The organism is Gillisia sp. JM1, from assembly GCF_000424645.1.
Taxonomy (GTDB): domain Bacteria; phylum Bacteroidota; class Bacteroidia; order Flavobacteriales; family Flavobacteriaceae; genus Gillisia.
In genome coordinates this window covers 2,285,570-2,312,333 of record NZ_KE384218.1, presented here as the reverse complement: position 1 = coordinate 2,312,333, position 26,764 = coordinate 2,285,570, and the positions used below count along the sequence as shown (strand labels likewise).

Genomic DNA, 26,764 nt, shown 5'->3' with positions numbered 1-26,764 from the left:
ACAAGTTGATTATTATGTTTTCTGAATCTTCCTTTAAAAACGGGTATTCTGACCAACATGTAATTGTCATATCGCACAAAAATAATGTATTTTTGCCGTTTAAGAAATGATGGGAATGGATAATAATTTTGAAATGGTTGCCAAAACACTTTTTGGCTTTGAACCTATATTAGCAAAGGAATTGCGTAATCTTGGCGCAATGAATATTAAAGAGGGCGTAAGAAATGTTCAGTTTACTGGAGATAAAGGTTTTATGTATAAAGCAAATCTTTGTTTGCGAACAGCCATTAAGATCTTAAAACCTTTTAAATCTTTCAAGATCACATCAGAAGAAGATCTGTATAATGAGATCAAGAAAATTGCTTGGGAAGATTTTATGGATGTAAAGGACACCTTGGCTATAGATGCAACCGTTCATTCTGAACAATTTACCCATTCCAAATATATCGCGCAGAAAACCAAAGATGCTGTAGTAGATAGATTTAGAGAGAAATTTGGCTCAAGACCAGATGTAGATCTGGATTTTCCAACCTTAAGAATAAATATTCATATAGAGCATAATTTCTGTAATGTATCCCTGGATAGCTCTGGACAATCCTTACATAAACGTGGCTATAAAACAGCAACGAACATCGCTCCGATAAATGAAGTTTTGGCAGCCGGAATGTTATTATTTTCTGGTTGGGATGGACAGAGTGATTTTATGGATCCTATGTGTGGGAGTGGTACTATTTTGATAGAAGCTGCTATGATCGCTTGTAATATTCCACCGAACCTAAATAGAAAAGAATTTGCTTTCGAAAAATGGAAAGATTGGGATGTAGACCTTTTTGAAAAGGTAGAAGAATCTGTACTTAAGAAAGTAAGGGAATTCCATTTTACAATTATTGGTTATGATAAAGCACCTTCAGCAGTTACCAAAGCTATAGATAATGTTGAAAATGCTAATCTTGCTGAATTCATTCAGGTGAAGCAACAAAATTTCTTTGAGAGCACAAAAACTAGCGAAAGACATTTACATATGGTTTTCAATCCCCCATACGGAGAGCGCTTGGACATAGATATGCCTGTATTTTATAAGGAAATAGGAGATACCTTAAAACAAAGTTACCCAGATACCGCAGCCTGGTTTATCACCTCTAACCTGGAAGCTATCAAACATGTGGGACTAAGACCTTCAAGAAAGATTAAGATGTTCAATGGGGCATTAGAATCTAAATTACTGAAATATGATATTTATGCGGGTACTAAGAAGCTGCATAAATTGAGAGATCAGGAAGAGGAATAGTATTTACCTATTTAGCACATTTTGACAGGCTCAATGTGACATTGAGGTTGTCATCCCGACGCTAGGAGGGATCTTCGATAAACATGATTCAGTTTCCTTGAGATTCTTCAATACGTTTCACTCCTTTCAGAATGACACAATTATCCTTTCAGGCAACAATGTCATTTAGTCCCGATTGCTATTGGCAGCAGTCGAGAAATCTTATCACTTGAAAGGATAGTTATTTAAGCCCATTTCGACAGGCTCAATGTGACAATTCGGTGTCACCCTGAGCCTGTCGAAGGATCTAAAAAAGTCGTATAATTAAACATGTTAGAAGCTGAAACAAGTTCAGCTTGACGTACTATGTTGTCATCCCGACGCTAGGAGGGATCTCTGATAAAGATGATTCAGTTCTATTGAGACTCTTCAATCCGTTTCACTTGAGATCCTGAAATAAATTCAGGATGACGATGCTACTCTATTGTCCTTTCGTTCCACAATGTCTTTTCGAGCGTAGTCGAGAAATCTTATCACTTGAAAAGATAGTTATTTAAGCCCATTTCGACAGGCTCAATGTGACAATTCGGTGTCACCCTGAGCCTGTCGAAGGGTCTAAAAAAGTTGTAACGTTAAACATGTTAGAAGCTGAAACAAGTTCAGCTTGACGTACTATGTTGTCATCCCGACGCTAGGAGGGATTTTCGATAAACATGATTCAGTTTCCTTGAGATTCTTCAATACGTTTCACTCCTTTCAGAATGACACAATTATCCTTTCAGCCAACAATGTCATTTCGTCCCGATTGCTATTGGGAGCAGTCGAGAAATCTTATCACTTGAAAAGATAGTTTTTTAAACTCATTTCGACAGGCTCAATGTGACAATTCGGTGTCACCCTGAGCCTGTCGAAGGATCTAAAAAAGTCGTATAGTTAAACATGCTAGAAGCTGAAACAAGTTCAGCTTGACGTACTATGTTGTCATCCCGACGCTAGGAGGGATCTTCGATAAACATGATTCAGTTTCCTTGAGATTCTTCAATACGTTTCACTCCTTTCAGAATGACACAATTATCCTTTCAGCCAACAATGTCATTTCGTCCCGATTGCTATTGGGAGCAGTCGAGAAATCAAATCATTTGAAAGAATAGTTTTTAAGCCCATTTCGACAGGCTCAATGTGACAATTCGGTGTCACCCTGAGCCTGTCGAAGGATCTAAAAAAGTCGTATAGTTAAACATGTTAGAAGCTGAAACAAGTTCAGCTTGACGTACTATGATGTCATCCCGACGCTAGGAGGGATCTCTATTATTGAGACTCTTCAATCCGTTTCACTTGAGATCCTGAAATAAATTCAGGATGACGCAATTGTTCCTTTGAGCGGAGTAGAGAAATCTCTTATTTGCTAAGGAAATTAGATCCTGAAATAAATTCAGGATGGCGATGCTACTCTCTTATCATTTCCTCCCGATTGCTATCAGGAAAAGTCGAAGAATCTCAGTATTAAGAAATTTAAATTAGATTCCTCCTCTCGTCGGAATGACAAAAAGTATTAAAGAATGACAAATTAATCCTTCGCTTTCTTATAAAGCGGGATGAGGTAAGAGATATTATAGCTGTATCCCACACCAAACTGACTGAAATCATTGGTCACTCCAAATCCAGGAATATATAAATTGTCCATATTAGAAGGAGTGGTTTCAGTTACTTGCCTTTTAAGTTGCACATTGGCTCCTAGATATAAATTTTGAAATAATTCTACTTTAATACCCACTATAAGCTCTACCCAACTAGCAGTAAGTCCTTTGCTCTCTTGTGGAGTTAGTATCACATCTGTTCCGAAGTAAGGGGTTTGAGTAGAAATAGCATAGCTCTCTAAAGTCTGAGAAAAAGTAGAAAATCCGTAACGCAGCCCTATAATAATAGCGTTTTCCATTCCTGCCCAATTTTCATACGCGTTATAATCTGCACCCAGTTTTATATAGCTTCCTTTGGCACTAACATTTAGATTTTCTTCGAAAAGATCCATTTGCTCATTTCCAATTTCAGCAGCCAGATAATAATCTTTATAGATCCTGTAATCTCCCAAAAGTTCTAATCCGCTGTATTCATCCTGCAATAAGGTTCGCAAGGGTTTGCTGAGGTCTATACCTACGCGCAGTCCATAACGTTCTTTATAGTTAAGCGTATCTGTAGCAGTTTGCGCTTTGGAACTTTCTATTCCCAAAATGCAAAAAATGCTAATGAAAAATAGAAATATGTGTTGTTGTTTCATCTTCTACAGTTGATTGATCTACTTGAATTCTTTTTATCCATTTATTAGAAACTGGAGTTTCCGGTTCAACTCTGGCTTCCAGGTTAATATAGGTTACTCTAAAACTACAGGCTCTGTTTATATATTCCTGATTTCGGGCATAGGTAAAATCAACAATATCACTATTTTCTTCGGAAGTGGTATCGCCTTCAGCACCCGCGTTTAGGATAAATTCGTAAGTCGTGAAATCTACATCAGTTTTTAAAGGAATACTTATTTCCGAAGAATTTACCCTATTGATAAAATTTACAGTATCCCCTTCAGCTATAAGGCTTAAATTGGTAACGGGTTTAGGTATAGTGTCACCCACTGATTCATTATCAAAAAAGGAAATCTTCAGGAGCGGAGTGATCACGGTAGATTCCGCACAAATGTCATCTCGCTGACAGCCCAGATTTAATAATAACAGCAAAATCAGTCCAAAGATCAACCTGCTGCTATTTTGAATTTTTATCTTTTTTCCAAACATACTACGTTTTCTACATGAAAGGTTTGTGGAAACATATCTACAGGGCGTACTCTGGTTACTTTATAATGTTCGTCTAAAAGTGCCAGATCCCTTGCCTGTGTAGCCGAATTGCAACTAACGTAAACAATTCTTTGAGGCAAGATACCAATTATTTGAGCAACAACATCCTTGTGCATTCCATCTCTGGGTGGATCTGTAATGATAACATCTGGATGCCCGTGTTCATTAATAAAGTTTTGTGTAAATACTTTACGCATATCCCCTGCATAGTACTCGGTATTCTCTATATTATTTCGTTTGGCATTCTCTTTTGCATCTTCAATTGCAACTGGTACTGCTTCTATACCAATTACTTTCTTCGCGTTTTGTGCTACAAATTGCGCGATGGTTCCCGTTCCTGTATAAAGATCGTAAACCAATTCATTTCCAGTAAGTCCTGCGAAATCTCTTGTTATTTTATATAATTCGTAAGCTTGAGCAGAATTGGTTTGATAGAAAGATTTGGCGTTGATCTTAAATTTAAGACCTTCCATTTCTTCAAAAATATGATCTTCCCCTATATAACAAATCACTTCCTGATCGTAAATGGTATCGTTTCCTTTACCATTAATTATGTATTGAAGGGAAGTGATCTCAGGGAATTTTTCTGCTACACTATCTAATAACAAAGTTCTTTTTTCTTTGTCTTCAGCAAATAATTGCAAGACTACCATGATCTCTCCTGTAGAAGAGGTACGAATCATAAGTGTTCTCAACAACCCATATTGATTTCTAGTATTGAAAAATGGGATATCATTTGCAATGGCAAATTCCTTTACATGATTCCTTATGGCATTACTAGGATCTTCTTGCAAATGGCACTTTTTAATATCTAAGATTTTGTCCCACATGCCCGGAATATGAAATCCTAAAGCATTCTTATCTTCAAAATCCTTTTCACTATTTATCTCGTCTAGAGTTAACCATCTACTATCACTAAAGGAGAACTCCATTTTATTTCTATAAAAATAGATCTCTTTACTTCCTAAAATTGGTTCTATTTCTGGTAATTCTATTTTACCCAGACGCTGTAAATTATTGGTGATTTCTTGTTGCTTGTAGAATAACTGGTGCTCATAGCCCATGTGTTGCCATTTACAACCTCCACAGGTTCCAAAATGTTGACAAACCGGCTCTACACGCTTATCTGAAAGTTTATGGAATTTAGTGGCAGTACCTTCGTAAAACGACTTTTTCTTTTTGGTAGTTCGTATATCTGCAATATCTCCCGGAACAGCGTTATTTATAAACACCACTTTTCCATCTGGTGCCTTTGCTATGCTTTTTCCTTTAGCACCGGCATCTAAAATTTCTAATTCATCAAATACCAGATTTTTTTTCTTTCTTCCCATAGCGCAAAAATAGGATAATTGTGAAGATTTTATAGTGCTCCCATTATAAAATTCAGATAACATTTAGTAAATTGCGCCTGTTGAATTTTTGGTTGATTTCTCTCCATTTTTCAACAAATTATTAAAGAAAAGAAGGAATTGTTATAATAAATTATTTAAAAACACAGAATATGCATTTAGAAAAAGTAACAGCTTCAAAACAGGCGATTGAAATGGAAGACAAACACGGAGCTCATAACTACCATCCACTACCGGTAGTATTGAGTAAAGGAAAGGGAGTTCACGTCTGGGATGTAGAAGGTAAAAAATATTATGATTTTCTTTCGGCATATTCTGCAGTAAACCAAGGGCATTGTCATCCAAAGATTGTGAAAGCAATGCACGATCAAGCTTCTACCTTGTCTCTAACTTCAAGAGCATTCCATAACGATATTTTGGGACCTTACGAGAAATATATTACCGAATATTTTAAATTCGATAAAGTACTTCCTATGAATACGGGAGCTGAAGCGGTGGAAACTGCTATCAAGATCGCCAGAAAATGGGCATACGAAAAGAAAGGAGTAGAAGAGAAGAAAGCACAGATAATTGTTTGTGAAAATAATTTCCACGGAAGAACAACTACCGTGATCTCTTTTTCTAATGATGAGAATGCACGTAAGAATTTTGGACCTTATACACCAGGTTTTATTAAGATTCCATATAATGACATTGATGCATTAAAAGAAGCTTTAGAGAACAACGATAATATTGCAGGTTTCTTGGTGGAGCCAATTCAAGGGGAAGCAGGTGTGTTTACTCCGGCAGATGATTATATGAAGCAGGCAAAAGACTTGTGTAATAAACACAATTCGCTTTTCATAGCAGATGAGATACAGACTGGAATTGCACGTACTGGTGGTTTGCTAGCTGTTTGTGGTAATTGTGACTGTCAAGCTCATTGTGAAAGACAAGAAACTTATACCAGACCTGATCTCTTGATCTTAGGAAAAGCACTTTCTGGAGGGAATTATCCTGTTTCTGCCGTACTTGCAGATAATGAGGTGATGAATGTGATCAAACCGGGACAACACGGTTCTACTTTTGGAGGTAATCCTGTTGCAGGAGCTGTAGCTATTGCTGCTTTAGATGTTGTGAAAGATGAACATCTTATTCAGAATGCAAGAAAACTTGGTAATCTTTTTAGAAGTGAATTGAATAAATATATAGAGCAAACTGATCTTGTGAATTTGGTAAGAGGAAGAGGTTTGCTAAATGCTATAGTCATTAATGATTCTGAAGAAAGTTCTACTGCTTGGGATATTTGTATGGCACTTAGAGATAATGGCCTTCTAGCAAAACCAACACACGGAAATATCATTCGTTTTGCACCACCATTGGTAATGACCGAAGAAGAATTATTAGACTGTGTGGCTATTATAGTTAAAACTTTAAAACAGTTTGAAAAATAAAAAGTCTATACTTTTTTAAATCCCTCATTGAGGGTTTAACCCGGCTGGGCAGGTTCCCCGAGGCCTGCCCGATACGTTCAGGCGGGCTTTCCTCGAATTTTTAAAAGTATTTCCCTCCCGAACCATCGGGATATACCTCTTGGGCTTGCCCCGTGGTTCTTGATTATATTGACCGATCTGAAATTGATTTTTTAGATCGGTCTTTTGTAATCCATTATTGAGGGTATAGTTTGCAGAGGCTTATCCCGAGGTTTTTGATTACTTTCAAATAAAAACATATCAAACAGTTAATTGAATGGCCAGTATAGAATTTTTGGCATTTTTAGAAGAATTGCTTACTCCAGAGCGAAAAGCTTTATTCAATAAGGTGATAGAGCAGCGCACCAATCATTTTACTGTGGTTACAGAAGATGTTTACCAATTACATAACACAAGTGCCGTCATAAGAAGTTGTGATGTGTTTGGCATTCAGAATGTCCATGTGATCGAGGAGCAAAAAGTAAAAAAGATAGATCGTGAGATCGCGATGGGAGCGCAAAAATGGGTGACACTAAATAGGCATGATGATAGTTTGAAATGTATAAGCAAGCTAAGAGAGGATGGCTACCAGATTATTGCTACTTCTCCAAATGCTGAAGCCATCGAACTATCAGATTTTGATATTACAAAACCCTCCGCTCTTTTTTTAGGAACCGAAAAAGATGGACTTTCCAATGAAGTATTGTCCAATGCAGACCAGTGTATAAGGATTCCAATGGTTGGATTTACAGAGAGTTTAAATATCTCGGTTTCAGCAGCAATTATCCTACAGGAACTCACATCCCGATTAAGAAAAAGTAAAATATACTGGGAATTGAGCGATTATGATAAAAATGAAGTTAAATTTGAATGGTTGAGAAAAAGTTTTAAAAACTTTGACCATTTGGTTACAAGATTTGAAAATAGTTAGTATTTTTTAATTTTAAAGATTATAACAGAAGACCTACATGACCCTATTTTTTTATATTCTTATTGCCATTATCACTTTTATAGCATTCCTGCATGCTATGGCAAAAAAGGAATTTGATATTAGTAGAACATTGGTAATTAATCGTTCTAAAGAGGATGTGTATAATTTGGTGAGACAACTAAAAAAGCAACATCATTGGATGCCTTGGTTTTCAAAAGAATATAAAGGAGTCTTAAAATTTAATGGGGATGATGGAAAGCCTGGAGCGCTCTTATATTGGAAAAAAAATAATAGGCTTATTGAAGGTACCCAAAAGATAGTAAAACTTAATCAAGGTCGAATTATGGAGACCAGAGTGCTTGTATTAAGACCAGCAAAAGTAATTTGTCTTGAATACAAAGGTTTGAAAGAGTTAGATGAAAATAAAACCAAAATAGTTTGGGGTGTTCGTGGAGGTCTTAATTTCCCTTTTTCAGTAATTGCTCTTTTTCAACCAGTAGATAAAATATATGGAGAGGATCTTGAAGTGGGACTTAAAAACCTTAAAAAGATGCTGGAATATAAGCATGAAAAAACCGAAGTCAATTAAGTATCAACTTCGGTTATAATTTTTTTGTATATCCGTTTAGAGTCCAGTGACCAAATTATCCTATCTGAAATGGTCGCGTCAACCTGAACTTGTTTCAGGGTCTTATACCACATATTTGAGATGCTGAAACACGTTCAGCATGACGGTAACAACCTGTAATTAATTAATAAAAAACTATTTACTGGAACAAAAGCAGACATATAGTAATTTTTTGATTACTAATAGAATTTATCTCTTTAATACCTTGTACTCTTCGTAACATCCACTTATGGCATCTAAGATTTGTAGATCGTTTGCAGAATTCATAAAATCTTTAGAGTAATTACATCTTGCAAGAATCTCTTCGATCTCTACAGAACTAATCTGCAGCACAGCTGCTAAGGTTTGTCTGTCAAACTTGGTTTGAAGCAGGCTTCTTATTTCATCGTTCTCTTTCATTTTACGCAACTTTTTCATCTGCTTCGGTTTATTTCCGAAGAGATTATAAAGTGCATCTGCAGGGTTGAATATAGCGCCCAGCGCTTTCGCTGCTGCTCCAGGGGAATAACTTCCGCCTTCATATCCAGAATTTAATCCAGAAATACTATACCTGCTATTTTCATAGATAGGAATATTCTTAACGTCTATTTCAAGATAACCAGTAAGTGTGATAGGGCCAACAACTACTTCTTCTAAAGCAATTCCCAACTCTGTCATTTTTACTTTTACGCTTCCATATTTTAACCAGTCGTTTGTTACCCGAACTTGAATTGTTCTAAATCCCAAATAGGAAAAATAAAGGGTATCATTAACGGTTGCTTGTATCTCAAAATCTCCTTCTGAAGTGGTTGTAGTACCTTTAACCTGATTAAGGTTAACGATATTCACATTTTCCAACGGAAGATCGTTGGAAGCATTTAAAACTTTACCACTAACCATGTCCTGCGCTTGTACAGCACTTATAGAACAAAGGATTATGATAAATGAAAGAATTGGTAGTAACCTCATAAAAGTAAAATACATTGGGAGGAAGGTACATTAATAACTATACCAAACTCCTCCCAATGATTATTTAATTATGATCTATTAGATTTTCTGCGATTCACAGAACTAGATATATTCTTTTTTCTGCTTCCGCTTCTTCCAGAAGATTCACTAGAATTTCCAGAATCACCAGATCTTCTGCTTGATCCTTCAGAAGGTTTGTCAGATCTTCTTCCTCTAGATTCAGACGAACTATCGCTTCTTCTAGATTTAAAATCTCCGCTGCTTTTACTGCGACTTCTGTTACGATCTCCACCACCAGAAGATCTTCTTCCGCCACCTCGACCAGTGTCTTGAGAAACTTCTACGTTTACACTTCTTCCTTGGTGCTGTACATTTTCGAAAGTAGCGATTACCTTTTCAGCCATTTCTGTGCTAGTGTTGAAGAAAGAGAAGCTTTCTTTAACATCTACTCTAGAAACATCATCTCTTCCAAGATCTAAAGTTTCTTTTAAATAATCTTTTAGGGACATCCAATCGAAATCATCTTTAGTTCCAACGTTAATGAAATAACGTGTGCTATCTCCACCATAAGATCCGCCAGATGCGCCATCTCTATCCCTAGAGTTGGAAACTTTTGAATTTAGATCTGATGCGTTCTTGTAATGGTTGAAGAATCTGGTAAATTCAACAGAAAACACCTTTTTAATGATCTCTTCCTTCGTTAAACCTTCCAAAACCTCTTCTATACTTGGTAGATAAGGGTCTATATCATGATTTATCGTAGTATTCTTGATGTCGTTAGCAAGGTGAAAAAGCTGAACTTCACAAATTTTCATTCCATCTGGAATTTCTTTTTGTTCAAATTTTTTCTTTATAATACGCTCTATACTCTTGATCTTTCTAAGTTCACTTTTAGAAACAATAACCATAGAGATACCAGTTTTTCCTGCTCTTCCAGTTCTACCACTTCTATGAGTGTATATTTCTGGTTCATCAGGTAGTTGGTAATTGATTACGTGAGTAATATCATCTACATCAATTCCACGAGCGGCAACATCTGTTGCTACCAACATTTGTATCTGGCGATTTCTAAAACTCTTCATTACCATATCACGTTGGTTCTGACTTAGATCCCCGTGCAATGCTGCAGCGTTATAACCATCTTCAACTAAGTTTTCAGCAACTTTTTGAGTATCTCTCTTTGTTCTACAAAAGATCACAGAGAAAATTTCTGGATTAGCATCTGCTAATCTCCTTAAAGCGGCATATCTATCGCGAGTGTTTACTAGATAATACTCATGAGAAACTGTAGAAGTACTTTCATTCTTATTTCCAACAGTAATTTCTACTGGGTTACGCATGAATTTTTTAGCGATCGTTGCTACCTCTTTAGGCATTGTAGCAGAAAACAACCATGTGTTCTTTTCAATTGGAGTATAGGATAAGATATTTGTAATATCTTCAAAGAATCCCATATTCAACATTTCATCTGCTTCATCAAGGATGCAGTATTCAATTTTAGAAATATCAACCAACTTACGCTTGATCATATCCTGCATTCTTCCCGGAGTTGCAACAATTACTTGTGCACCACGACGAATTTGCTGAGCTTGATCTGTAATGCTTGCTCCCCCATAAATAGCTACTGTATTTAATCCTGGAGTAAACTTCGCATAATTTTTAAGCTCATTGGTAATTTGTAAACACAATTCCCTGGTAGGGGAAAGAATCAATCCTTGAGTATGCTTACTTTGTGCGTTGATCTTGTGGATGAGTGGAAAACCAAAAGCGGCGGTTTTTCCTGTACCTGTTTGGGCAAGTGCTACCATATCGGTGTCTTCTTGCAATAAAATTGGAATCGCTTTTTCCTGTACCTCACTCGGCTCTGTAAAGCCCATTTCCTCAACAGCTTTAAGTATGGCAGGATTTAATCCTAATTGTTCAAATTTATTCATATAAAATTTTAATAAGTTGCAAAGGTACGATTTCCTTTACAGCTTACACAAAAATTCTTAAATGAATCACAAACAACTACTTAACTAGATAATCTATAAGATATTGGAGTGCTTTTGCGCGATGACTTAGCTTAGATTTTTCAATTAATTCCATTTCAGCGAAAGATTTTTTGGAATTATCTGGCTGAAAAACAGCATCGTATCCAAAACCGTGTTCTCCTTTTTTCTCCTTTAAAATATGACCTTTACAAATTCCCATGAATAAATGTTCATGATCATTAAGATTTAGCGCTATTACAGTTTTAAACCTAGCAGAACGATCATCTTTAGATTCTAAGTTGGTTAATAATTTCTGAATATTGGCCTCATTATCTTTATTTTCTCCCGCATATCTAGCAGAATAAACTCCAGGCTCTCCATTGAGTGATTTTACTTCTAGTCCTGTATCATCTGCAAAACAATCCATTTGGTAATGCTCTTTCACGAAATTTGCTTTTAAAATTGCATTTCCATCTAAAGTATCTGCTGTTTCAGGAATTTCATCATAACATCCTATATCTTCTAAGGAAAGCAGCGTAATATTCTTTGGGAATAATGCCTGTACTTCCTGAAATTTGTTTTTATTGTGAGTTGCGAATACAAGTTTCATATTTGTTTATTTAGCGGTGATGATAAGGTTCGTTCTTTAATATAGTAAAGGCTCTGTATAATTGTTCTGTAAAAAAAAGCCGGACCATCTGGTGAGAAAATGTCATTTTTGAAAGTGATATCATAGTATCGGCTCGGTTATAGACCTCTTCAGAAAACCCATAAGGTCCTCCAATTATAAAGATCACTTGCTTCAATCCGCTGTTAAATCGCTTCTGAATAAATTCAGAAAAACCAACAGAACTCAGTTGCTTCCCATTTTCATCCAGAAGCACCACGAAATCTGAAGTAGAGATCTTGTTAAGTATAAGTTCTCCTTCTTTTTGTTTCTGCTGATTTTCATCTAGATTTTTAACTTTTTTCAGATCAGGAATCAGTTCAATTTCAAATTTGTTATAAAACTGAAGCCTTTTTATGTAAACATCCGTTAAATTTTGAAGAGTTTTATCATCTGTTTTACCTATACCAAGTAATTTTATGGTCATTTTACTAAGACTTTGCTACATTTACAAAAATAACTATTGCGATGATTTCACAAGCACAATTTCAAAAGGAAATTGAATTAATTATTTCTAATGCGATAAGAGAGGATGTTGGTGAAGGAGACCATAGCTCTTTGGCATGTATTCCAAAAGAAGCCAAAGGGAAGGCTAAGCTACTTGTAAAAGATAATGGGATCATTGCCGGAGTAGAATTTGCAAAACAGGTATTCAACGCCATAGACCCAGACCTTAAAGTGGAAACTTTAATTGAAGATGGGCAACGCGTACAAAAAAGAGACATTGTATTTTATGTGGAAGGTTCCTCACAATCTATTTTGAAAGCAGAGCGCTTGGTCTTGAATGCAATGCAACGAATGAGTGCCATTGCTACCAAGACAAACGAATTTGTGAAAAATTTAGAAGGGACAAAAACACAAATTTTAGATACCAGAAAGACTACTCCAGGTTTAAGAGCTCTAGAGAAATGGGCAGTAAAAATTGGAGGAGGCGAAAATCATAGGTTTGCGCTTTATGATATGATCATGCTTAAAGATAATCATATAGACTTCGCTGGAGGAATTACTCAGGCAATAGATAAAACTAAGGCATATCTTAAAAATAATGATCTTGATCTCAAAATCATAGTAGAAGCGAGAGATATGAAGGAGATCCAAGAAATTTTAGAAAATGATGGAATTTATAGGATCCTTATAGATAACTTTAATTACGAAGATACAAAAAAGGCTGTACAGCTAATAAATAATAAATGTCTAACAGAATCTAGTGGTGGAATCACCTTAGACACTGTAAGAAAATATGCAGAATGTGGGGTGGATTATGTTTCTAGTGGAGCATTAACACATTCTGTATACAATATGGATCTTAGTTTAAAAGCGATATAATGCATGCAAGCTAAAAAATCTTCCAAATCATTATTAGTTAAGATATCTGAGTCATGGGAGTATAGAACAAGTAAAATCACGCTTCCAGGTTTAAAGGGTTTAACCTTGCATGATCTTTGGGTAATCTATTCTAGAGGTATTATAGAAGGAACTTTTTCTACTAGAGCAAGTGCTATTGCATTTAGTTTTTTTATGGCACTGTTTCCGTTTTTACTATTTATATTAAATCTTATCCCTTATATTCAATTTATAGACGATTTCCAGTTACAATTCTTGGTGTTTATGGATTCGCTATTACCGCCAACTACTTCAGAATTTTTTAATAATGTGTTTTACGATATTGCGAGCACTCCCCGTGGAGGTCTACTTTCTGTTACTTTTATACTTTCGGTTTTTTTAATGGCAAATGGGGTAAATTCGATTTTCACTAGTTTTGAATATTCATTTCATACCAACACCAACAGGTCTATTATAAGACAATATTTGGTAGCTCTAGGAATTTCTATAATCATGGCATTGTTGTTGTTAATTACTGTAATATTAGCGGTTTATCTCACTTATGCAGTAGATGATATTAGCCAGTTAGGGATTTTTGGAGAGAGGAGCTTGTCACCTAAATTAGTGAAATACACTGCATTTACTTTATTGATTTATACTGCAGTTGCAACATTATATTATTCGGGTACAAGAGAAGGAAGGCATTCTCCATTTTTTTCGGTAGGAGCATTGTTCACTACCATTTTAATATTGCTAAATACCTATTTATTTGGTTTATATATAGAAAACTTTAGTAGATACAACGAATTATATGGATCTATAGGAGCTCTTTTAGTACTTATGGTGTATATATGGTTAAATTCTAATATATTGTTGCTCGGTTTTGAATTGAATGCCTCATTACTTAAAATGAAAAAGAAAACTAAATTAATTAATTAACTAAACTCAAATTAAAATGAAAAATGTCTTATTGTTATTGTTTGCAATGGTAACTATTGCTTCTGCACCTGCTCAAACAAAAGCAGCTGGTGTTACTTTGCCAAACTCTGTTACTTTTGAAGGTGAAAAATTAGCGCTGAATGGAGTAGGGGTGAGAGAAAAATTCTGGATGGATATGTATGCTGGTGCTTTATATTTGGATAAAAAGAATGCTGATGCAAATGGAATTTTAAATGGGAATCAGCCTATGGCAATTAAGCTACATATGGTTTCCAATTTAATTACTAGTGATAAAATGATCGATGCTGTAGACGAAGGTTTTGAAAATGCTGCAGGTGGTAATACTTCAGGTATTTCTTCAGAAATAGCTCAATTCAAAAGTTATTTTTCAGAAGAGATCCAAAAAGGTGACATTTTTGATATGGTATACCTTCCTAAAGAGGGTGTAAAAGTTTACAAAAACAATAAGTTGCTTGGAACCATTCCGGGAAAGGAATTCAAGAAAGGTTTATTTGGAATCTGGTTATCTAATAAACCAGCCGATAAAGATCTTAAGGAAGCAATGTTAGGTAAAAGCTAATTGAAACAAATAAAAACAACTAGACTTATTCCAATTATGAAATTGAAAACCTCAAGCTTAATTATTTTACTTTCTCTTTGCTTTGCATTTAATGCTCACGCACAATCAGTGCTTGGAAAATGGAAAACTGTAAATGAGGAAACGGGGCAATCTACTTCCATAATAGAAATATTTAAAGTGGGAGAGGAGCTTCACGGTAAAGTAGTGCGAATCTTGAAAGAAGAAGATCGAGACAAGGTTTGTACCAAGTGCGAAGGTGAACTTAAAGATAAACCAATTGAAGGTATGGTAGTTATGACTGGTTTAGGAAATGATGATGGCGAATATTCCGGAGGAACTGTAACCGATCCCAAGACTGGAAAGGTTTATCGATGTAAAATCTGGCTAGATGAGGATAATCCTAAAATATTAAATGTGAGAGGTTATATCTCTTTTTTCTACCGAACTCAAACTTGGGTACGAGCAGAATAAAATTCTAAAAAATAGAATTGTTAAAAAGTCCACTCTTTAAGGAGTGGATTTTTTATTTGCAGTAAAAAGAAGTTTAAATTTGTATGAGTATCAATTTACTTAAGTGTATTGCTTTAAAATATCACAGCGAGTGAGGTGGAGATGTTTTCAATGCCTTAGGATACACTTAGATAGATAATCATTAGAAGAGTCAATCTTTTAAAATACCGAGAAGTACAGATTCTCAAAGATTTGTTAACCAACTTAAAGCTACTGCATGGGTTTTTATATAAATGTAATTCTTCCACTTCCATTAGAAATGCAGTTTACCTATGAAATTTCCCAAGCCGAGTCTGAAGTATTGACCTCCGGAATGCGCGTTGCTGTGCCTTTTGGAAAATCTAAAATATATACGGGAATTGTTGCTTCCGTTCACAATACTGCACCAGAGAAGTATGAAGCCAAGGAGATTGAACAGATCCTTGATGACTCCGCGATTATTACTGATAATCAGTTGAAATTTTGGAACTGGATATCTTCTTATTATATGTGTGCAGAAGGAGAAGTGCTTAAGGCAGCTCTCCCTGGAGGCTTCTTGTTGGAAAGTGAAAGTTTAATTCAGCTAGTACCATCTGGGAATGGGGAAGATGAAAATCTAGACGATCAAGAATATCTAATTTATGAAGCCTTGCAAAGGCAATCTTCTCTTAAGATCCAAGAGATCATGCAGTTGTTAGATAAGAAAACGGTACTTCCTGTTATCAATGGATTAGTTTCTAAAGGTATTGTGGTTGTTAATCAGGAAATTTTCGAGCAATATAAGCCCAAGTTGATACGCTATGTAAAACTGAATGAAAAGTACCTTTCAGAAAAAGAAATGCACCTTTTGCTAGAGGAACTTACCAAGGCACCTAAACAGAAAGCAGTAATATTAACTCTTTTTCAGCTTCAAGCGAAATCCAAGAAGCCACTCGAATTAAAAGCGCTTTCTAAAGCTAGTGGAACTTCTACCGCAGTTATAAAGAGTCTAATAGATAAGAAGGTCTTATTAGAATACCATTTACAAAAAGACAGAATTCAATTCGACATAGATAATGTGGACCAAAAAATGGTTCTAAATGAATGGCAACAAACTGCATTTAATGAAATAACCGAAGCTTACAAGGATACAGATGTTTGTTTGCTTCATGGAATTACTTCTTCTGGGAAGACAGAGGTCTATATAAAACTTATAGAACAAGTGATCAAGGAAGGGAAGCAAGTTCTTTATTTACTTCCTGAGATAGCTTTAACAGCTCAATTGGTTTCCCGCTTACAATCCTTTTTTGGAGAACAGGTATTGGTTTATCACAGTAAATATTCTGTGAATGAACGTATGGAAGTATACAAGCATGTTTTAAACGATAACGCGAAAGCAAAGATTATTTTAGGAGCACGCTCCGCCATATTTCTTCCTTTTCAAGATTTGGGTCTTATTGTAGTAGATGAAGAGCATGAGACCACTTTTAAGCAATTTGATCCCGCACCAAGATACAATGCGAGAGATGCATCTGTAGTTTTGGCAAAATTTCATGATGCAAAAGTGCTTATGGGATCTGCAACTCCTTCTTTAGAAACTTATTATAATGCAACCCATAATAAATACACACTTGTTTCTCTAGACAGAAGATATGGCAATGTATCACCACCTGAAATTGAGATAGTAGACCTTAAGGAGAAATACAAGAAGAAGCGAATGACGGGTCATTTTTCTGATAGATTGTTAGAAGAGATCAAATTAACATTAGAAGAAGGAGAACAGGTGATCTTGTTTCAGAATAGAAGAGGCTATTCCCCTATTTTAGAATGCCTTACTTGCGGTCATTCCCCCCAATGTCCCAACTGTGATGTAAGTCTTACTTATCATAGTCATAGCAATCAATTGCGATGTCACTATTGCGGTTACCACATGGCAATGCAAAAGCAATGTATGGCCTGCGAAAGCGTAGAACTTACTACAAAAGGTTTTGGAACGGAGCAAATTGAAACAGAATTAAGATCCTTACTTCCTGAAGCAAAGATTGGGCGTATGGATCTAGATACCACACGAGGAAAACATGGGCATCAAAAAATAATAAGCGCTTTTGAACAGGAAAGTATAGATGTTTTAGTTGGAACCCAAATGTTAAGTAAAGGTCTCGATTTTAGAAAAGTGAGATTGGTGGGCATTATGAATGCCGATAATTTACTAAATTTTCCAGATTTTAGAGCGCATGAGCGCAGCTTTCAGCTAATGCTTCAGGTTGCTGGGAGATCTGGAAGGACTAAGAATAGGGGGAAGGTGATCATTCAAACTTATAATCCGCATCATCAAATTGTAAAGCAGGTTTCAGAAAATAATTATATAGAAATGTATAGGGAACAACTGGAAGAGCGCTATCAATATCAATATCCTCCTTATTATAAGCTTATAAAATTCACTATTAAGAGTAAGGATTATTCTAAAACTAATGATGCAGCCGACTGGATTGCTAAGTCTTTGGCTAATGTTTTTCGGGAAAATGTTTTAGGCCCGGAATTTCCACCGGTGGCGAGAATACGAAATGAATACTACAAAAATATACTTTTAAAGATACCGCCTAATCAATCGTTAGGAAAAACAAAAAAGTATATTCGCAAGATCTTAACTAGTTTTAAAGCAGTTGGAATGTGGAGAAGTGTAAGGGTAATCACTAATGTAGATCCAACCTAAGCGCAAGATCATTAATTATAATAATTAGATCGCTTAGTGAAGGAAGCTATTTCTTTTTGAACGTTTAGAATTTATTGCATTGAGCTTAAAGCTTCTATAAGATTTGCTTTCTTATGTCTACTTAGCGGCAGTTGCTGCTTATCGATCTCTATATTCTTACTATTATAACGTTCTACTTTTTCAAGATTTACAATATAAGATTTATGAATTCTCAAAAACTTATCTGAGGGTAATTGCTGTTCAAAAGATTTCATGGTTGCAAGCACTACAAAAGTATCCTTTTCGGTTACAAACTTCACGTAATCCCCTAAAGCTTCTATATACTTAAGTTTGCTAAGAAATACCTTTCTATTCTTAAGGTTGCTTTTTACAAAGATGAAATTTTCATCTTCAACAGGAGCTCCATTGGTCTTTAACTGATAAAGATTAATGGCCTTTGCAACGGCATTATTAAAACGTTCTCTATTAACCGGTTTGTGGATGTAATCTACCGCATCATAATCAAATGCTTTGAAAGCATATTTTGTTTTACCTGTAACAAATATAATTTGAGGTTTATTTGGAAGATCATCTAGAAGCTCAAAGCCTGAAAGGATTGGCATCTCAATATCTAGAAATATAAGATCTACTTCTATATCTAGTAAACCGTTCTTGGTTTCTATTGCATTATTGTATTGTGCAACCACCTTTAAGTTAGGGTGATCCATTATAAGCTTTACAATCGATAAACGTTGTAAGCTAGAATCATCCACAACAGCACATTTAAGTAATATTTCGTCCACGTCTTGATAAGGTTAAGTGTTAACAATATTACTCATTAAATTTTACTAATACAAGATAAATAGAAATTAGGTTTCGATGAAACACCATTTTTCTATTTGAAGTGCATAAAACACTTAAGACGCAATAAGAAAGACTTTGCATATAATAAAAATAGTGTTACTTTTGCAGCCAAATTAATTTAAATCATAGTTTATGAATCATTATGAAACTGTTTTCATCTTGAATCCCGTTTTATCTGATGAACAGATAAAGGAGACAGTTAAGAAATATGAAGATTTTCTTGTTTCTAACGGCGCCAAGATGGTATCCAAAGAAGATTGGGGGCTAAAAAAATTAGCTTATGCAATCCAACACAAAAAAAGTGGATTTTACCACTTATTCGAATTCCAAGCTCCAGGAGAGGTAATCAATCCTTTAGAAGTAGAATTCAGAAGAGAAGAGCGTATGATGCGTTATCTAACTGTACGTTTAGATAAACATGCTATTGCTTGGGCAGAGAAAAGAAGAAATAGAAACAAAGAAAAAGCGTAGTTATGTCATCTATTGAACAACAAGCAAAAGGAAAAAAAGACGGAGAAATCAGGTATTTAACTCCGTTAAATATAGAAACCAACAAAGCTAAAAAGTATTGTAGGTTTAAGAGATCTGGTATTAAATATATCGACTATAAAGATGCAGATTGGTTATTGAGCTTCGTAAACGAGCAAGGTAAATTGTTACCACGTCGTTTAACAGGAACTTCTTTAAAATATCAGCGTAAAGTGGCTGTAGCGGTTAAACGTTCTCGTCACTTAGCATTAATGCCGTATGTTGGCGATTTATTAAAATAAGAAAGAGGCAATTATGGAATTGATACTTAAAAAAGACGTAGACAATTTAGGATTTAAAAATGATATGGTAACTGTGAAGCATGGTTACGGTAGAAATTTTTTAATTCCTCAAGGTTTTGCAGATTTGGCAACTCCTTCAGCAAAGAAGGTATTAGCTGAAACTATTAAGCAACAAGCTTTTAAAGAGCAAAAGAATATAGATGCAGCTAAAAAACAAGCAGCTAAACTAAACGGATTGGAAATGAAACTTACTGCAAAAGCAGGTGGTGGAGACAAGATGTTTGGATCTATTACCAATGGAGACTTATCTGATGCATTAGCAAAAGAAGGAGTAGAATTGGAGAAAAAATATATTACGATCGCCGGTGGAAACATAAAGCGTTTAGGACAATATGAAGCTACTTTGCGTTTTCATCGTGAAGTGATTTCTACCTTTAGTTTTGACGTTGTAGCTGAGGCTTAATCAAATAAATTATTTAGAGCTGCTTAAAGAATATCACTGATATTTTTTGAGCAGCTTTTTTTTTATACTTATTTTAAAGTGAACATATTAAAAATGTTATTTCTTCTTAAATTATACAAATGAAGAAATATACATTTTAACTTTTCAGGATTTTGAACATGAAATATAATAGACTTACCAAAGAACAATTTGAAGAATTACATCAGGAATTTATAAATTTTCTGGCCTCTCAATCTATCACTGCAGACGAGTGGGAAAAGATCAAAAAAGATAAACCAGAGGTTGCTGAAGATGAATTGGATGTTTTTAGTGATCTTATTTGGGAAGGGGTTTTAGAGAAAGTAACTTATCTGGAACATTTTTCTAAACACCAAATGTATTTGTTCAATATTACAATGGCAGAAATTAAACTTGTCGCCGTAAAAGTAGAGAACGAAGCAATAGATGTAACTACCAGAGAAGGCTACCAATGGCTTCAAAGCAATTTATTGAATGATGCGGTGAATCTTTATACTTCTACCAAAGCGGTGAGCGAGGATAGAAATAAAGATATTTTTGCTTTGATAAAACAAGGTGCTGTTATTACTAAAGGGAAATTGTTCGAGTATTTTAACGATATGGTAGAGAATAATTAATTATTCGTACCTCAAGGATTCTATAGGATCTTGTTTGGCAGCTTTATTAGCAGGGTAACTTCCTGCAAGTATCGCTACTAAAATAGTAATTCCGGTTGCCCAAAGCATCGCTTTCCATGGGGTTACAAAATCAAAGTCGGCTACAGATGATACCGCGTATCCAATTAAAATTCCGAGTATAATTCCCAAGAGTCCTCCCAATTGACCGATAATAAGGGTTTCCATGAAGAATTGAGTAGCGATGGTGCTTTTCTTGGCACCTAATGCTTTCCGAATTCCTATTTCTCTAGTTCTTTCTGCTACAGAAACTAACATAATATTCATTAAGGCGATAGAAGAACCGAAGATCGTGATAATAGAAATTATCCAGGCAGCAATATTTAGATAGCCGGTGATCGAGAGGATTCTATTAATAAGATCGTCACTCTTTTCTATTCCAAAATTATTGTCTTCCACAGGATTAAGACCACGAATATTTCTGAAAGTGATAATTGCTTCACTTTGTGCACTTTCCATTAGCTCCTTATCGTCAACTTTTACACTTATGTTGTAGTTGATATTCGGTTGAGTATAAATGGATCTCGCTGTTTCTATAGGGATCAAAACACGTAGATCTTGATTGTTACCAAAGGTAGAGCCCTTAGATTCCAAAATTCCAATAACCTGGAATTTCGCCCCGCGAACGCTTATTGTTTTGTTAATTGGATTCATGTTCTTGAAAAGTCCTTCAGCAAAATCGGCTCCTAGAATAGCAACTTTGTTGTTATTTTGAATATCAAAATAATTGAATTCACGACCGTTCTCCAGTTTTAGTCCAGAGTTGGTAAGAAAATTCTCATTTACTCCTATCACAGAAACCTCAGGATCTGTTTTTTCACTTTCATATTTTACTTCGGCATTTCCAGTTCCGTTAAAGGAAAGGGAAGTTTGAGTTTTAGGGAAAACAAAATTCTCTTTAAAAGTTCGAACTTCTCTGTAAGATAAAATTGGATTTATTTTTTCCTTTTCGTCGCCCCCACGTTGTTGAGTAACGAATTCGTAACGTTGCAAATTAAAAGTATTAGAACCCATGGAAGCAAAATCGCTACTAATAGTATTCTCTAAAGCACTAACAGCACTAAGAATACCAACCAATGCGGTAATTCCAATAGCGATAATTAATACGGTGAGTATCGTTCTAAGAATCTGACTTTTAATAGATTCAAAAGCAATTCTTACATTTTCTTTAAAAAGTTGAAACATAATATATCGGGTCTAACAAAAAGATTAGACTATCAAGATACCTATATGTTACTTAAATTTTGAAATTTGTTTCGGTTCATTCAAAAATTAAGATATTTGCAGCATTAATAAAATTGAAATAACTGTTGAAAATATTGATGTCCTTGTACTCATGTGAGCTGAAGTAAAAATACATTCACCAGTATATCACAAAATAAAATTATGGCACAAAAACCATCGATCCCAAAAGGTACCAGAGACTTTTCTCCTTTAGAAGTTTCTAAGCGGACTTATATAATGAATTCGATTAAAGCACAATTTGAAAAATTCGGATTTCAACCAATTGAAACCCCAAGTTTTGAAAATTCAGATACTTTGATGGGAAAATATGGGGAAGAAGGGGATAGGTTGATCTTTAAGATCCTAAATTCAGGAGATTTTCTTAAAAAAGCAGATCAAGAAGCTTATAGTAATTCAGATAGCCTTAAGCTTACGCCTTCTATTAGCGAAAAAGCCTTGAGGTACGATCTTACGGTTCCTTTTGCTAGATATGTGGTTCAACACCAAAGTGAGGTAGAGTTTCCGTTTAAGCGCTACCAGATCCAGCCGGTGTGGAGAGCAGATAGACCACAGAAGGGAAGGTTTAGAGAGTTCTTTCAATGTGATGCAGATGTGGTTGGGAGTAACAGCCTTTGGCAAGAAGTAGAATTCATTCAGTTATATGATGAAGTGTTTACTAATCTTCGTCTTGAAGGTGTTACTATAAAACTTAACAATAGAAAGGTTTTATCTGGTTTTGCTGAAGTGATTGGAGAGCAGGATAGATTGATAGATTTTACTGTTGCCTTAGATAAATTAGATAAAATTGGAGAAGATGGTGTGAAAAAAGAGATGCTTGAAAAAGGGATTTCTATGGAAGCATTACAGAATATTCAACCAATTTTTGGGCTGAAAGGCAATTTTGGTGAGAAAATGGAAGTGCTGAAGCAAATTCTTTCTAATTCAGAAATAGGTATGAAAGGTGTTGAAGAATTGCAATTTATTCAGAATGTAATTTCTGAAATGCCATTGAAATCGGCGCATTTAGATCTGGATGTTACCTTAGCGCGAGGCTTAAATTACTATACAGGAGCTATTTTTGAAGTTGCTCCACCAAACACTGTTAAGATGGGTTCTATTGGCGGCGGTGGAAGATATGATGATCTTACTGGTATCTTCGGCTTAAAAGACATGAGCGGAGTTGGGGTCTCATTCGGATTGGATAGAATTTATCTTGTTTTAGAAGAACTCGATCTTTTCCCAGATACGGTTACAGCTAATACCAAAGTATTATTTATAAACTTTGGTGAAAAGGAAGCCCTTTATGGTTTGAAAGCCGTTCAGAAATTAAGAGATTCAGGAATTGCTGCAGAGCTATATCCAGACGCAGCCAAAATGAAGAAACAAATGAATTATGCCAATAGACGTGAAATTCCATTTGTGGTTCTAGCAGGTGAAGAAGAGATGAATAATAAAGTCTACGGGCTTAAAGACATGGTTTCCGGAGATCAGGAAAAAATATCTATAGAAGCTTTAATAGAAAAATTGGATTAAAATATTTTTAATTGTCCATGTTTCAGTCCGTGATAATTTTTATCAACTGTTTCTGAATTTTTCGTCATGCTGTACCTAGGTATCGGGAGTTTCAGCATCTTCGTTCTTCTTATTAAGGAGATCCTGAAACAAGTTACCATTGACGTAATTTCAAAGTTACTCCAAATAAGAGACCCTGAACTCCCGAAGTATCGGGACAGTGTGACGAACTTCCGTCATGCTGAACTCGTTTCAGCATCTTTCATACGTCAATTTCCTCCGTTAGATAATTTTTTATCACGGGTCTCAGGGTGACGAGAAGTCAAGAATTCCTATAAAGTAAGGTGAAAATATAAAGCCCCAGAAATATCACATTTCTGGGGCTTTATATTTATATAAGCATTCAATTACATCCCTTGTTGCTCCATCATCTCGCGCTGGAATTCTTCTAAACCTTCCATTCCTCCATAAAATATTAGCGCTCCAATAATAGTCAGCATAAACAAGACCCTTAGCACTAAGCCAATAATTGCCAGGATGCGACCTATTTTTACATTTTGATATCCCATATACAGTTCGGGATTTGCATTATAAATTTCCATGGCCTTTTTAGCTAAGACTAATGTTATAATCGCAAATATCGCACCTACAACGCCATAACAGCAGCAACCTATAATAGATAATATTCATAAAATTAGTATTAGAGTGGCATTAGGTAATTCTTGCTTGTTTAATTCCATAAGTTGAATTCGTTTATTGGTTGGTTTTAGTTGAAAAAATAATACATTTTAATTAAATAACTAACAGCTAACACAATTGCAGTAATTAGTATAAGCGTTATTTTGATGAAATAGTCCTTTTGGAATTTATAAAAAAGGTTGAAAACCACAAAGCCAAGCAAGATCAATATCGGATAGATAGCCGGGAACATAAAAAATGCTCCATGAAAATCTCCATTTAATAGTAACAATATTGAGCGCTGGCCACCACAGCCATAACAATCAATTCCGAAAAGTTGTTTATTTAAACAGGGAAGTAATAGTTCTTCCATAATTTCAATTTCCCTCACTGAGGTTTTATTTCCTTGTCTGCCCGAAACATTAGGCGGGCTAAGCTCGATTTTTTAATCCCTCATTGAGGGTTTAATTCCCGGTCCCTATAGCCATCGGGATGCCTAGAATTTTTAAAAATATTTTCCTCCCGAACCATCGGGACATACCTCGTGGGCTCGCCCGTACCGTTCGGGCGGGCTTGCCCCGAGGTTCTTGATTTTTATTCTATCCCGATCATTAATGGAAAACACCTTTTGGGTTTTCCCGAGATTTTTAAATTAATTTGAAATTATCACTTTTTTGGAAATTATAGTATCATCCTTATTAGTTATTTTAAGAATATATAATCCTTTGCTCAATTTTCTGGTAGAAAATTCATGGTAATTCTCGTTGGTAATTCCTTTTTTCTCAAAGATCTTTTTGCCTAAACTGTCAAAAAGTACAATATCTCTCGGAGTAGATTTATCAGGAATTCTTATTTCTAATCTAGATTCGGGATTGTTCTGGAAAATGCTGAAATTGGTGATATCTTTTACTATATCCCAATTTATATAGATCTGCTCCTTGTTTGTGTAGGTGATTTTAAATCTTTCAGAATATTCGCCAGCCTCCAAATTAAACTTAATTGGCCCATTACTTAGATTGTAATACAGGTTAGTAGAAGAATCCAATAGAAATACTTTGGATGTTATTCGTTTTATTTCAGCAATACTAAAAACGATCTCTGAAGTTTCTGAAAGCACTATAAAAAGGGGGATTTCTTCAAGCTCATCTAATGGCCTAACATTAATAAGATAATTCTCGTCTTCAATCATCCAACCCGCATCAGAGCTCAAGTATTCAGGATTAATGGCATCCATTGCATGATCTGCTGCTTTTGTGGCGTTATCGCGCAGCACCAAAAGTATTTGCCTAATGTAGTTGTTCTGTAATTCGATATTTAACCTTAGCATTGGGAACTCCTCCTCAGTTTCTAAGCCTTTTCCGCCTCCTTTTTTGGATTTGAACTCAGATAAATGCTGATCTTCTTTTATAAAGTTCCGGTATTTATTATCGAATATAATTTTTCCATCTTGGCTTCCAATTACAATAAAGCCTTGACCTATTGGAGAGAACCTTCTGGCGTAATAAGCTCCAATAGTTCCTCCTTCTGAAATTGTATTCCCAGAGCCATCAAACTTATTGAAGATAGCCGGCACATATCCGTAAATCCCCCCTCCCGGAGAATAGGCGCCATAACCGCCCTCATATTCTTTCAAATAGTGAGAATCTATATTTTTAGAATCCCAGAAATAAGCAATTCCCGTAGTGCTTTTATTATCCTGAAGAAAGGCATTAAGGTCTAAAGCAGAAGGGTAGGGGTTCCCAATAAGTTTATTGCTTTCTTCCTGAATGTCTAATTCATAAACTCCTGAATTTGGTTTTCCTCGGAGATCATAACGTTGTTGGTTTCCAGGGTTGTTAGGGATATTATAGATGTTTATGGAGGTGTTCGTACCATTCACTCCCTTCATGGTAAACCCTTCTCCTGGCTGAATATTAAAATTGTTCCCAATAAATTCCCAGTCGGAATATTCGTAGCCAGAAAATTTATAGATCCATTTATTAGAGATGCTTAATGGTTGAGAAGTTCCATTATAGTTTGAAGTGATTATTGCTGGCTGACTTTCAGTTTTGGTAACTGGATCAAAGAATAAACTTCCAAAGGAATTATTAGAGCTAGTATTACTTACCGGCATGCTCCAATAATTATAAGTAAAATCACTTGCATTTCCTTCTTGAAATAGAGAGATAATTCCATCTCCACTATTTTTAGAATTGGATTTTCCTTGGATTAACTGTGCTTCTTTTCTTAAATAAATACTGGGTTTTGGTTTCTCTCCCAGATTAGGTATTAAATGAATTCCTTGTTCTACATACACCAGCGCACCTTCAGAATACAAGTAGGTATCTAAATCTTGATTTGGTTTTATGTTTAATTGACAATGTGCGTAGAATGGTACAATAAATAGTACTAAAATGTATATTTGCCTCATCGCCTTAAGATTTTAATTAAAAATAGCGCTTTAATCCCTCATTGAGGGTTTGATTACCCGAGGCCTGCCTCGATTATTTAAAAGAATTTTCG

At 35.3% G+C, this 26,764-nt stretch carries 26 protein-coding genes; 14 read left to right on the top strand and 12 right to left on the bottom strand.

Annotation, left to right across the window (positions count from 1 at the left end; genetic code table 11):
• Window positions 1–115 precede the first annotated feature (115 nt).
• A complete protein-coding gene (locus tag H033_RS0113820) occupies window positions 116–1,288 on the top strand; it encodes a class I SAM-dependent RNA methyltransferase (protein WP_034886408.1) in 1,173 nt (390 codons plus the stop codon).
• 1,546 nt (window positions 1,289–2,834) lie between these two features.
• On the opposite strand, the gene H033_RS0113815 is transcribed toward H033_RS0113820, so the two are convergent.
• Genes H033_RS0113815 through rlmD form a run of 3 tightly spaced genes read right to left on the bottom strand, consistent with a single transcriptional unit; the run spans window position 2,835 to window position 5,441 of the window.
• Window positions 2,835–3,542 carry a DUF6048 family protein gene (locus H033_RS0113815; protein WP_026838847.1) on the bottom strand — a complete coding sequence of 236 codons (708 nt, stop codon included), beginning with the start codon at window positions 3,540–3,542 and terminating at the stop codon, window positions 2,835–2,837.
• On the bottom strand, window positions 3,508–4,050 hold the full coding sequence (locus tag H033_RS0113810; protein WP_026838846.1) for a DUF6452 family protein: 543 nt from the start codon (window positions 4,048–4,050) through the stop codon (window positions 3,508–3,510). Before H033_RS0113810 ends, H033_RS0113815 begins: the two co-directional genes overlap by 35 nt.
• Complete coding sequence (gene rlmD, locus H033_RS0113805) at window positions 4,032–5,441, bottom strand: 23S rRNA (uracil(1939)-C(5))-methyltransferase RlmD (RefSeq protein ID WP_026838845.1); 1,410 nt, start codon at window positions 5,439–5,441, stop codon at window positions 4,032–4,034. The genes H033_RS0113810 and rlmD overlap by 19 nt, the downstream gene beginning before the upstream one ends.
• Before the next feature lie 170 nt (window positions 5,442–5,611).
• On the opposite strand from rlmD, the gene rocD reads away from it, so the two are divergent.
• From rocD to H033_RS0113790, 3 genes are all read left to right on the top strand, one after another.
• The gene (rocD, locus tag H033_RS0113800) at window positions 5,612–6,892 is read left to right on the top strand and encodes an ornithine--oxo-acid transaminase (RefSeq protein WP_026838844.1); all 1,281 of its coding nucleotides are present in this window, start codon (window positions 5,612–5,614) and stop codon (window positions 6,890–6,892) included.
• Between the two features lie 295 nt (window positions 6,893–7,187).
• Window positions 7,188–7,841, top strand: a complete 654-nt coding sequence (locus tag H033_RS0113795) for a TrmH family RNA methyltransferase (RefSeq protein ID WP_026838843.1) — start codon at window positions 7,188–7,190, stop codon at window positions 7,839–7,841.
• 37 nt (window positions 7,842–7,878) lie between these two features.
• Window positions 7,879–8,430 (top strand): SRPBCC family protein, encoded by a 552-nt coding sequence (locus H033_RS0113790; RefSeq protein ID WP_026838842.1) that lies wholly within the window; start codon window positions 7,879–7,881, stop codon window positions 8,428–8,430.
• A 228-nt stretch (window positions 8,431–8,658) separates the two neighbouring features.
• Here the strand turns inward: H033_RS0113790 and H033_RS0113785 are convergent, their stop codons facing one another.
• From H033_RS0113785 to rlmH, 4 genes are all read right to left on the bottom strand, one after another.
• Window positions 8,659–9,417, bottom strand: a complete 759-nt coding sequence (locus H033_RS0113785; protein WP_026838841.1) for a carboxypeptidase-like regulatory domain-containing protein — start codon at window positions 9,415–9,417, stop codon at window positions 8,659–8,661.
• 68 nt (window positions 9,418–9,485) lie between these two features.
• Window positions 9,486–11,351 carry a DEAD/DEAH box helicase gene (locus H033_RS0113780; RefSeq protein ID WP_026838840.1) on the bottom strand — a complete coding sequence of 622 codons (1,866 nt, stop codon included), beginning with the start codon at window positions 11,349–11,351 and terminating at the stop codon, window positions 9,486–9,488.
• Between the two features lie 76 nt (window positions 11,352–11,427).
• A complete protein-coding gene (locus H033_RS0113775; RefSeq protein ID WP_026838839.1) occupies window positions 11,428–12,000 on the bottom strand; it encodes a non-canonical purine NTP diphosphatase in 573 nt (190 codons plus the stop codon).
• Between the two features lie 10 nt (window positions 12,001–12,010).
• Window positions 12,011–12,484, bottom strand: a complete 474-nt coding sequence (gene rlmH, locus H033_RS0113770) for a 23S rRNA (pseudouridine(1915)-N(3))-methyltransferase RlmH (RefSeq protein WP_026838838.1) — start codon at window positions 12,482–12,484, stop codon at window positions 12,011–12,013.
• 41 nt (window positions 12,485–12,525) lie between these two features.
• Here rlmH and nadC point away from each other — a divergent pair, with 41 nt between their 5' ends.
• From nadC to priA, 5 genes are all read left to right on the top strand, one after another.
• Window positions 12,526–13,383, top strand: coding sequence for a carboxylating nicotinate-nucleotide diphosphorylase (gene nadC / locus H033_RS0113765; protein WP_026838837.1), 858 nt, complete (start codon window positions 12,526–12,528; stop codon window positions 13,381–13,383).
• Window positions 13,384–13,386: 3 nt separating this feature from the next.
• The gene (locus tag H033_RS0113760; protein ID WP_026838836.1) at window positions 13,387–14,319 is read left to right on the top strand and encodes a YihY/virulence factor BrkB family protein; all 933 of its coding nucleotides are present in this window, start codon (window positions 13,387–13,389) and stop codon (window positions 14,317–14,319) included.
• 16 nt (window positions 14,320–14,335) lie between these two features.
• Entirely contained in the window at window positions 14,336–14,899 is a 564-nt protein-coding gene (locus H033_RS0113755; RefSeq protein ID WP_026838835.1) for a chalcone isomerase family protein, read from the top strand.
• A gap of 36 nt (window positions 14,900–14,935) precedes the next feature.
• Window positions 14,936–15,370 (top strand): DUF2147 domain-containing protein, encoded by a 435-nt coding sequence (locus H033_RS0113750; RefSeq protein ID WP_034886407.1) that lies wholly within the window; start codon window positions 14,936–14,938, stop codon window positions 15,368–15,370.
• 256 nt (window positions 15,371–15,626) lie between these two features.
• Complete coding sequence (gene priA / locus H033_RS0113745) at window positions 15,627–18,080, top strand: primosomal protein N' (protein ID WP_026838833.1); 2,454 nt, start codon at window positions 15,627–15,629, stop codon at window positions 18,078–18,080.
• Window positions 18,081–18,151: 71 nt separating this feature from the next.
• On the opposite strand, the gene H033_RS0113740 is transcribed toward priA, so the two are convergent.
• On the bottom strand, window positions 18,152–18,787 hold the full coding sequence (locus H033_RS0113740; RefSeq protein WP_410503528.1) for a LytR/AlgR family response regulator transcription factor: 636 nt from the start codon (window positions 18,785–18,787) through the stop codon (window positions 18,152–18,154).
• Window positions 18,788–19,055: 268 nt separating this feature from the next.
• Between H033_RS0113740 and rpsF the strand changes: the two genes are divergently transcribed.
• The 4 genes from rpsF to H033_RS0113720 all read left to right on the top strand — a co-directional run bounded on the left by rpsF (window position 19,056) and on the right by H033_RS0113720 (window position 20,791).
• Entirely contained in the window at window positions 19,056–19,394 is a 339-nt protein-coding gene (gene rpsF, locus H033_RS0113735; RefSeq protein WP_010229179.1) for a 30S ribosomal protein S6, read from the top strand.
• Between the two features lie 2 nt (window positions 19,395–19,396).
• Window positions 19,397–19,693 carry a 30S ribosomal protein S18 gene (gene rpsR / locus H033_RS0113730; RefSeq protein ID WP_026838831.1) on the top strand — a complete coding sequence of 99 codons (297 nt, stop codon included), beginning with the start codon at window positions 19,397–19,399 and terminating at the stop codon, window positions 19,691–19,693.
• Between the two features lie 13 nt (window positions 19,694–19,706).
• Window positions 19,707–20,156 (top strand): 50S ribosomal protein L9, encoded by a 450-nt coding sequence (rplI, locus tag H033_RS0113725; RefSeq protein ID WP_026838830.1) that lies wholly within the window; start codon window positions 19,707–19,709, stop codon window positions 20,154–20,156.
• A 158-nt stretch (window positions 20,157–20,314) separates the two neighbouring features.
• Window positions 20,315–20,791, top strand: coding sequence for a DUF6495 family protein (locus tag H033_RS0113720; protein ID WP_026838829.1), 477 nt, complete (start codon window positions 20,315–20,317; stop codon window positions 20,789–20,791).
• On the opposite strand, the gene H033_RS0113715 is transcribed toward H033_RS0113720, so the two are convergent.
• Window positions 20,792–22,033 (bottom strand): ABC transporter permease, encoded by a 1,242-nt coding sequence (locus tag H033_RS0113715; protein WP_026838828.1) that lies wholly within the window; start codon window positions 22,031–22,033, stop codon window positions 20,792–20,794.
• Between the two features lie 201 nt (window positions 22,034–22,234).
• Here H033_RS0113715 and hisS point away from each other — a divergent pair, with 201 nt between their 5' ends.
• Window positions 22,235–23,605 (top strand): histidine--tRNA ligase, encoded by a 1,371-nt coding sequence (hisS, locus tag H033_RS0113710; RefSeq protein WP_026838827.1) that lies wholly within the window; start codon window positions 22,235–22,237, stop codon window positions 23,603–23,605.
• A gap of 386 nt (window positions 23,606–23,991) precedes the next feature.
• Here hisS and H033_RS20275 read toward each other — a convergent pair whose 3' ends face one another.
• The 3 genes from H033_RS20275 to H033_RS0113695 all read right to left on the bottom strand — a co-directional run bounded on the left by H033_RS20275 (window position 23,992) and on the right by H033_RS0113695 (window position 26,672).
• Window positions 23,992–24,258 (bottom strand): CCC motif membrane protein, encoded by a 267-nt coding sequence (locus H033_RS20275; RefSeq protein ID WP_316928650.1) that lies wholly within the window; start codon window positions 24,256–24,258, stop codon window positions 23,992–23,994.
• 92 nt (window positions 24,259–24,350) lie between these two features.
• Window positions 24,351–24,635 carry a DUF2752 domain-containing protein gene (locus H033_RS0113700; protein ID WP_026838826.1) on the bottom strand — a complete coding sequence of 95 codons (285 nt, stop codon included), beginning with the start codon at window positions 24,633–24,635 and terminating at the stop codon, window positions 24,351–24,353.
• Window positions 24,636–24,914: 279 nt separating this feature from the next.
• Entirely contained in the window at window positions 24,915–26,672 is a 1,758-nt protein-coding gene (locus tag H033_RS0113695; protein WP_026838825.1) for a T9SS type A sorting domain-containing protein, read from the bottom strand.
• Window positions 26,673–26,764 lie beyond the last annotated feature (92 nt).

Coding starts and splice junctions, on each gene's coding strand:
- H033_RS0113820 (WP_034886408.1), top strand. CDS start 116: ATGGATAATAATTTTGAAATGGTTGCCAAAACACTTTTTGGCTTTGAA.
- H033_RS0113815 (WP_026838847.1), bottom strand. CDS start 3,542: ATGAAACAACAACACATATTTCTATTTTTCATTAGCATTTTTTGCATT.
- H033_RS0113810 (WP_026838846.1), bottom strand. CDS start 4,050: ATGTTTGGAAAAAAGATAAAAATTCAAAATAGCAGCAGGTTGATCTTT.
- rlmD (WP_026838845.1), bottom strand. CDS start 5,441: ATGGGAAGAAAGAAAAAAAATCTGGTATTTGATGAATTAGAAATTTTA.
- rocD (WP_026838844.1), top strand. CDS start 5,612: ATGCATTTAGAAAAAGTAACAGCTTCAAAACAGGCGATTGAAATGGAA.
- H033_RS0113795 (WP_026838843.1), top strand. CDS start 7,188: ATGGCCAGTATAGAATTTTTGGCATTTTTAGAAGAATTGCTTACTCCA.
- H033_RS0113790 (WP_026838842.1), top strand. CDS start 7,879: ATGACCCTATTTTTTTATATTCTTATTGCCATTATCACTTTTATAGCA.
- H033_RS0113785 (WP_026838841.1), bottom strand. CDS start 9,417: ATGAGGTTACTACCAATTCTTTCATTTATCATAATCCTTTGTTCTATA.
- H033_RS0113780 (WP_026838840.1), bottom strand. CDS start 11,351: ATGAATAAATTTGAACAATTAGGATTAAATCCTGCCATACTTAAAGCT.
- H033_RS0113775 (WP_026838839.1), bottom strand. CDS start 12,000: ATGAAACTTGTATTCGCAACTCACAATAAAAACAAATTTCAGGAAGTA.
- rlmH (WP_026838838.1), bottom strand. CDS start 12,484: ATGACCATAAAATTACTTGGTATAGGTAAAACAGATGATAAAACTCTT.
- nadC (WP_026838837.1), top strand. CDS start 12,526: ATGATTTCACAAGCACAATTTCAAAAGGAAATTGAATTAATTATTTCT.
- H033_RS0113760 (WP_026838836.1), top strand. CDS start 13,387: ATGCAAGCTAAAAAATCTTCCAAATCATTATTAGTTAAGATATCTGAG.
- H033_RS0113755 (WP_026838835.1), top strand. CDS start 14,336: ATGAAAAATGTCTTATTGTTATTGTTTGCAATGGTAACTATTGCTTCT.
- H033_RS0113750 (WP_034886407.1), top strand. CDS start 14,936: ATGAAATTGAAAACCTCAAGCTTAATTATTTTACTTTCTCTTTGCTTT.
- priA (WP_026838833.1), top strand. CDS start 15,627: ATGGGTTTTTATATAAATGTAATTCTTCCACTTCCATTAGAAATGCAG.
- H033_RS0113740 (WP_410503528.1), bottom strand. CDS start 18,787: ATGGATCACCCTAACTTAAAGGTGGTTGCACAATACAATAATGCAATA.
- rpsF (WP_010229179.1), top strand. CDS start 19,056: ATGAATCATTATGAAACTGTTTTCATCTTGAATCCCGTTTTATCTGAT.
- rpsR (WP_026838831.1), top strand. CDS start 19,397: ATGTCATCTATTGAACAACAAGCAAAAGGAAAAAAAGACGGAGAAATC.
- rplI (WP_026838830.1), top strand. CDS start 19,707: ATGGAATTGATACTTAAAAAAGACGTAGACAATTTAGGATTTAAAAAT.
- H033_RS0113720 (WP_026838829.1), top strand. CDS start 20,315: ATGAAATATAATAGACTTACCAAAGAACAATTTGAAGAATTACATCAG.
- H033_RS0113715 (WP_026838828.1), bottom strand. CDS start 22,033: ATGTTTCAACTTTTTAAAGAAAATGTAAGAATTGCTTTTGAATCTATT.
- hisS (WP_026838827.1), top strand. CDS start 22,235: ATGGCACAAAAACCATCGATCCCAAAAGGTACCAGAGACTTTTCTCCT.
- H033_RS0113700 (WP_026838826.1), bottom strand. CDS start 24,635: ATGGAAGAACTATTACTTCCCTGTTTAAATAAACAACTTTTCGGAATT.
- H033_RS0113695 (WP_026838825.1), bottom strand. CDS start 26,672: ATGAGGCAAATATACATTTTAGTACTATTTATTGTACCATTCTACGCA.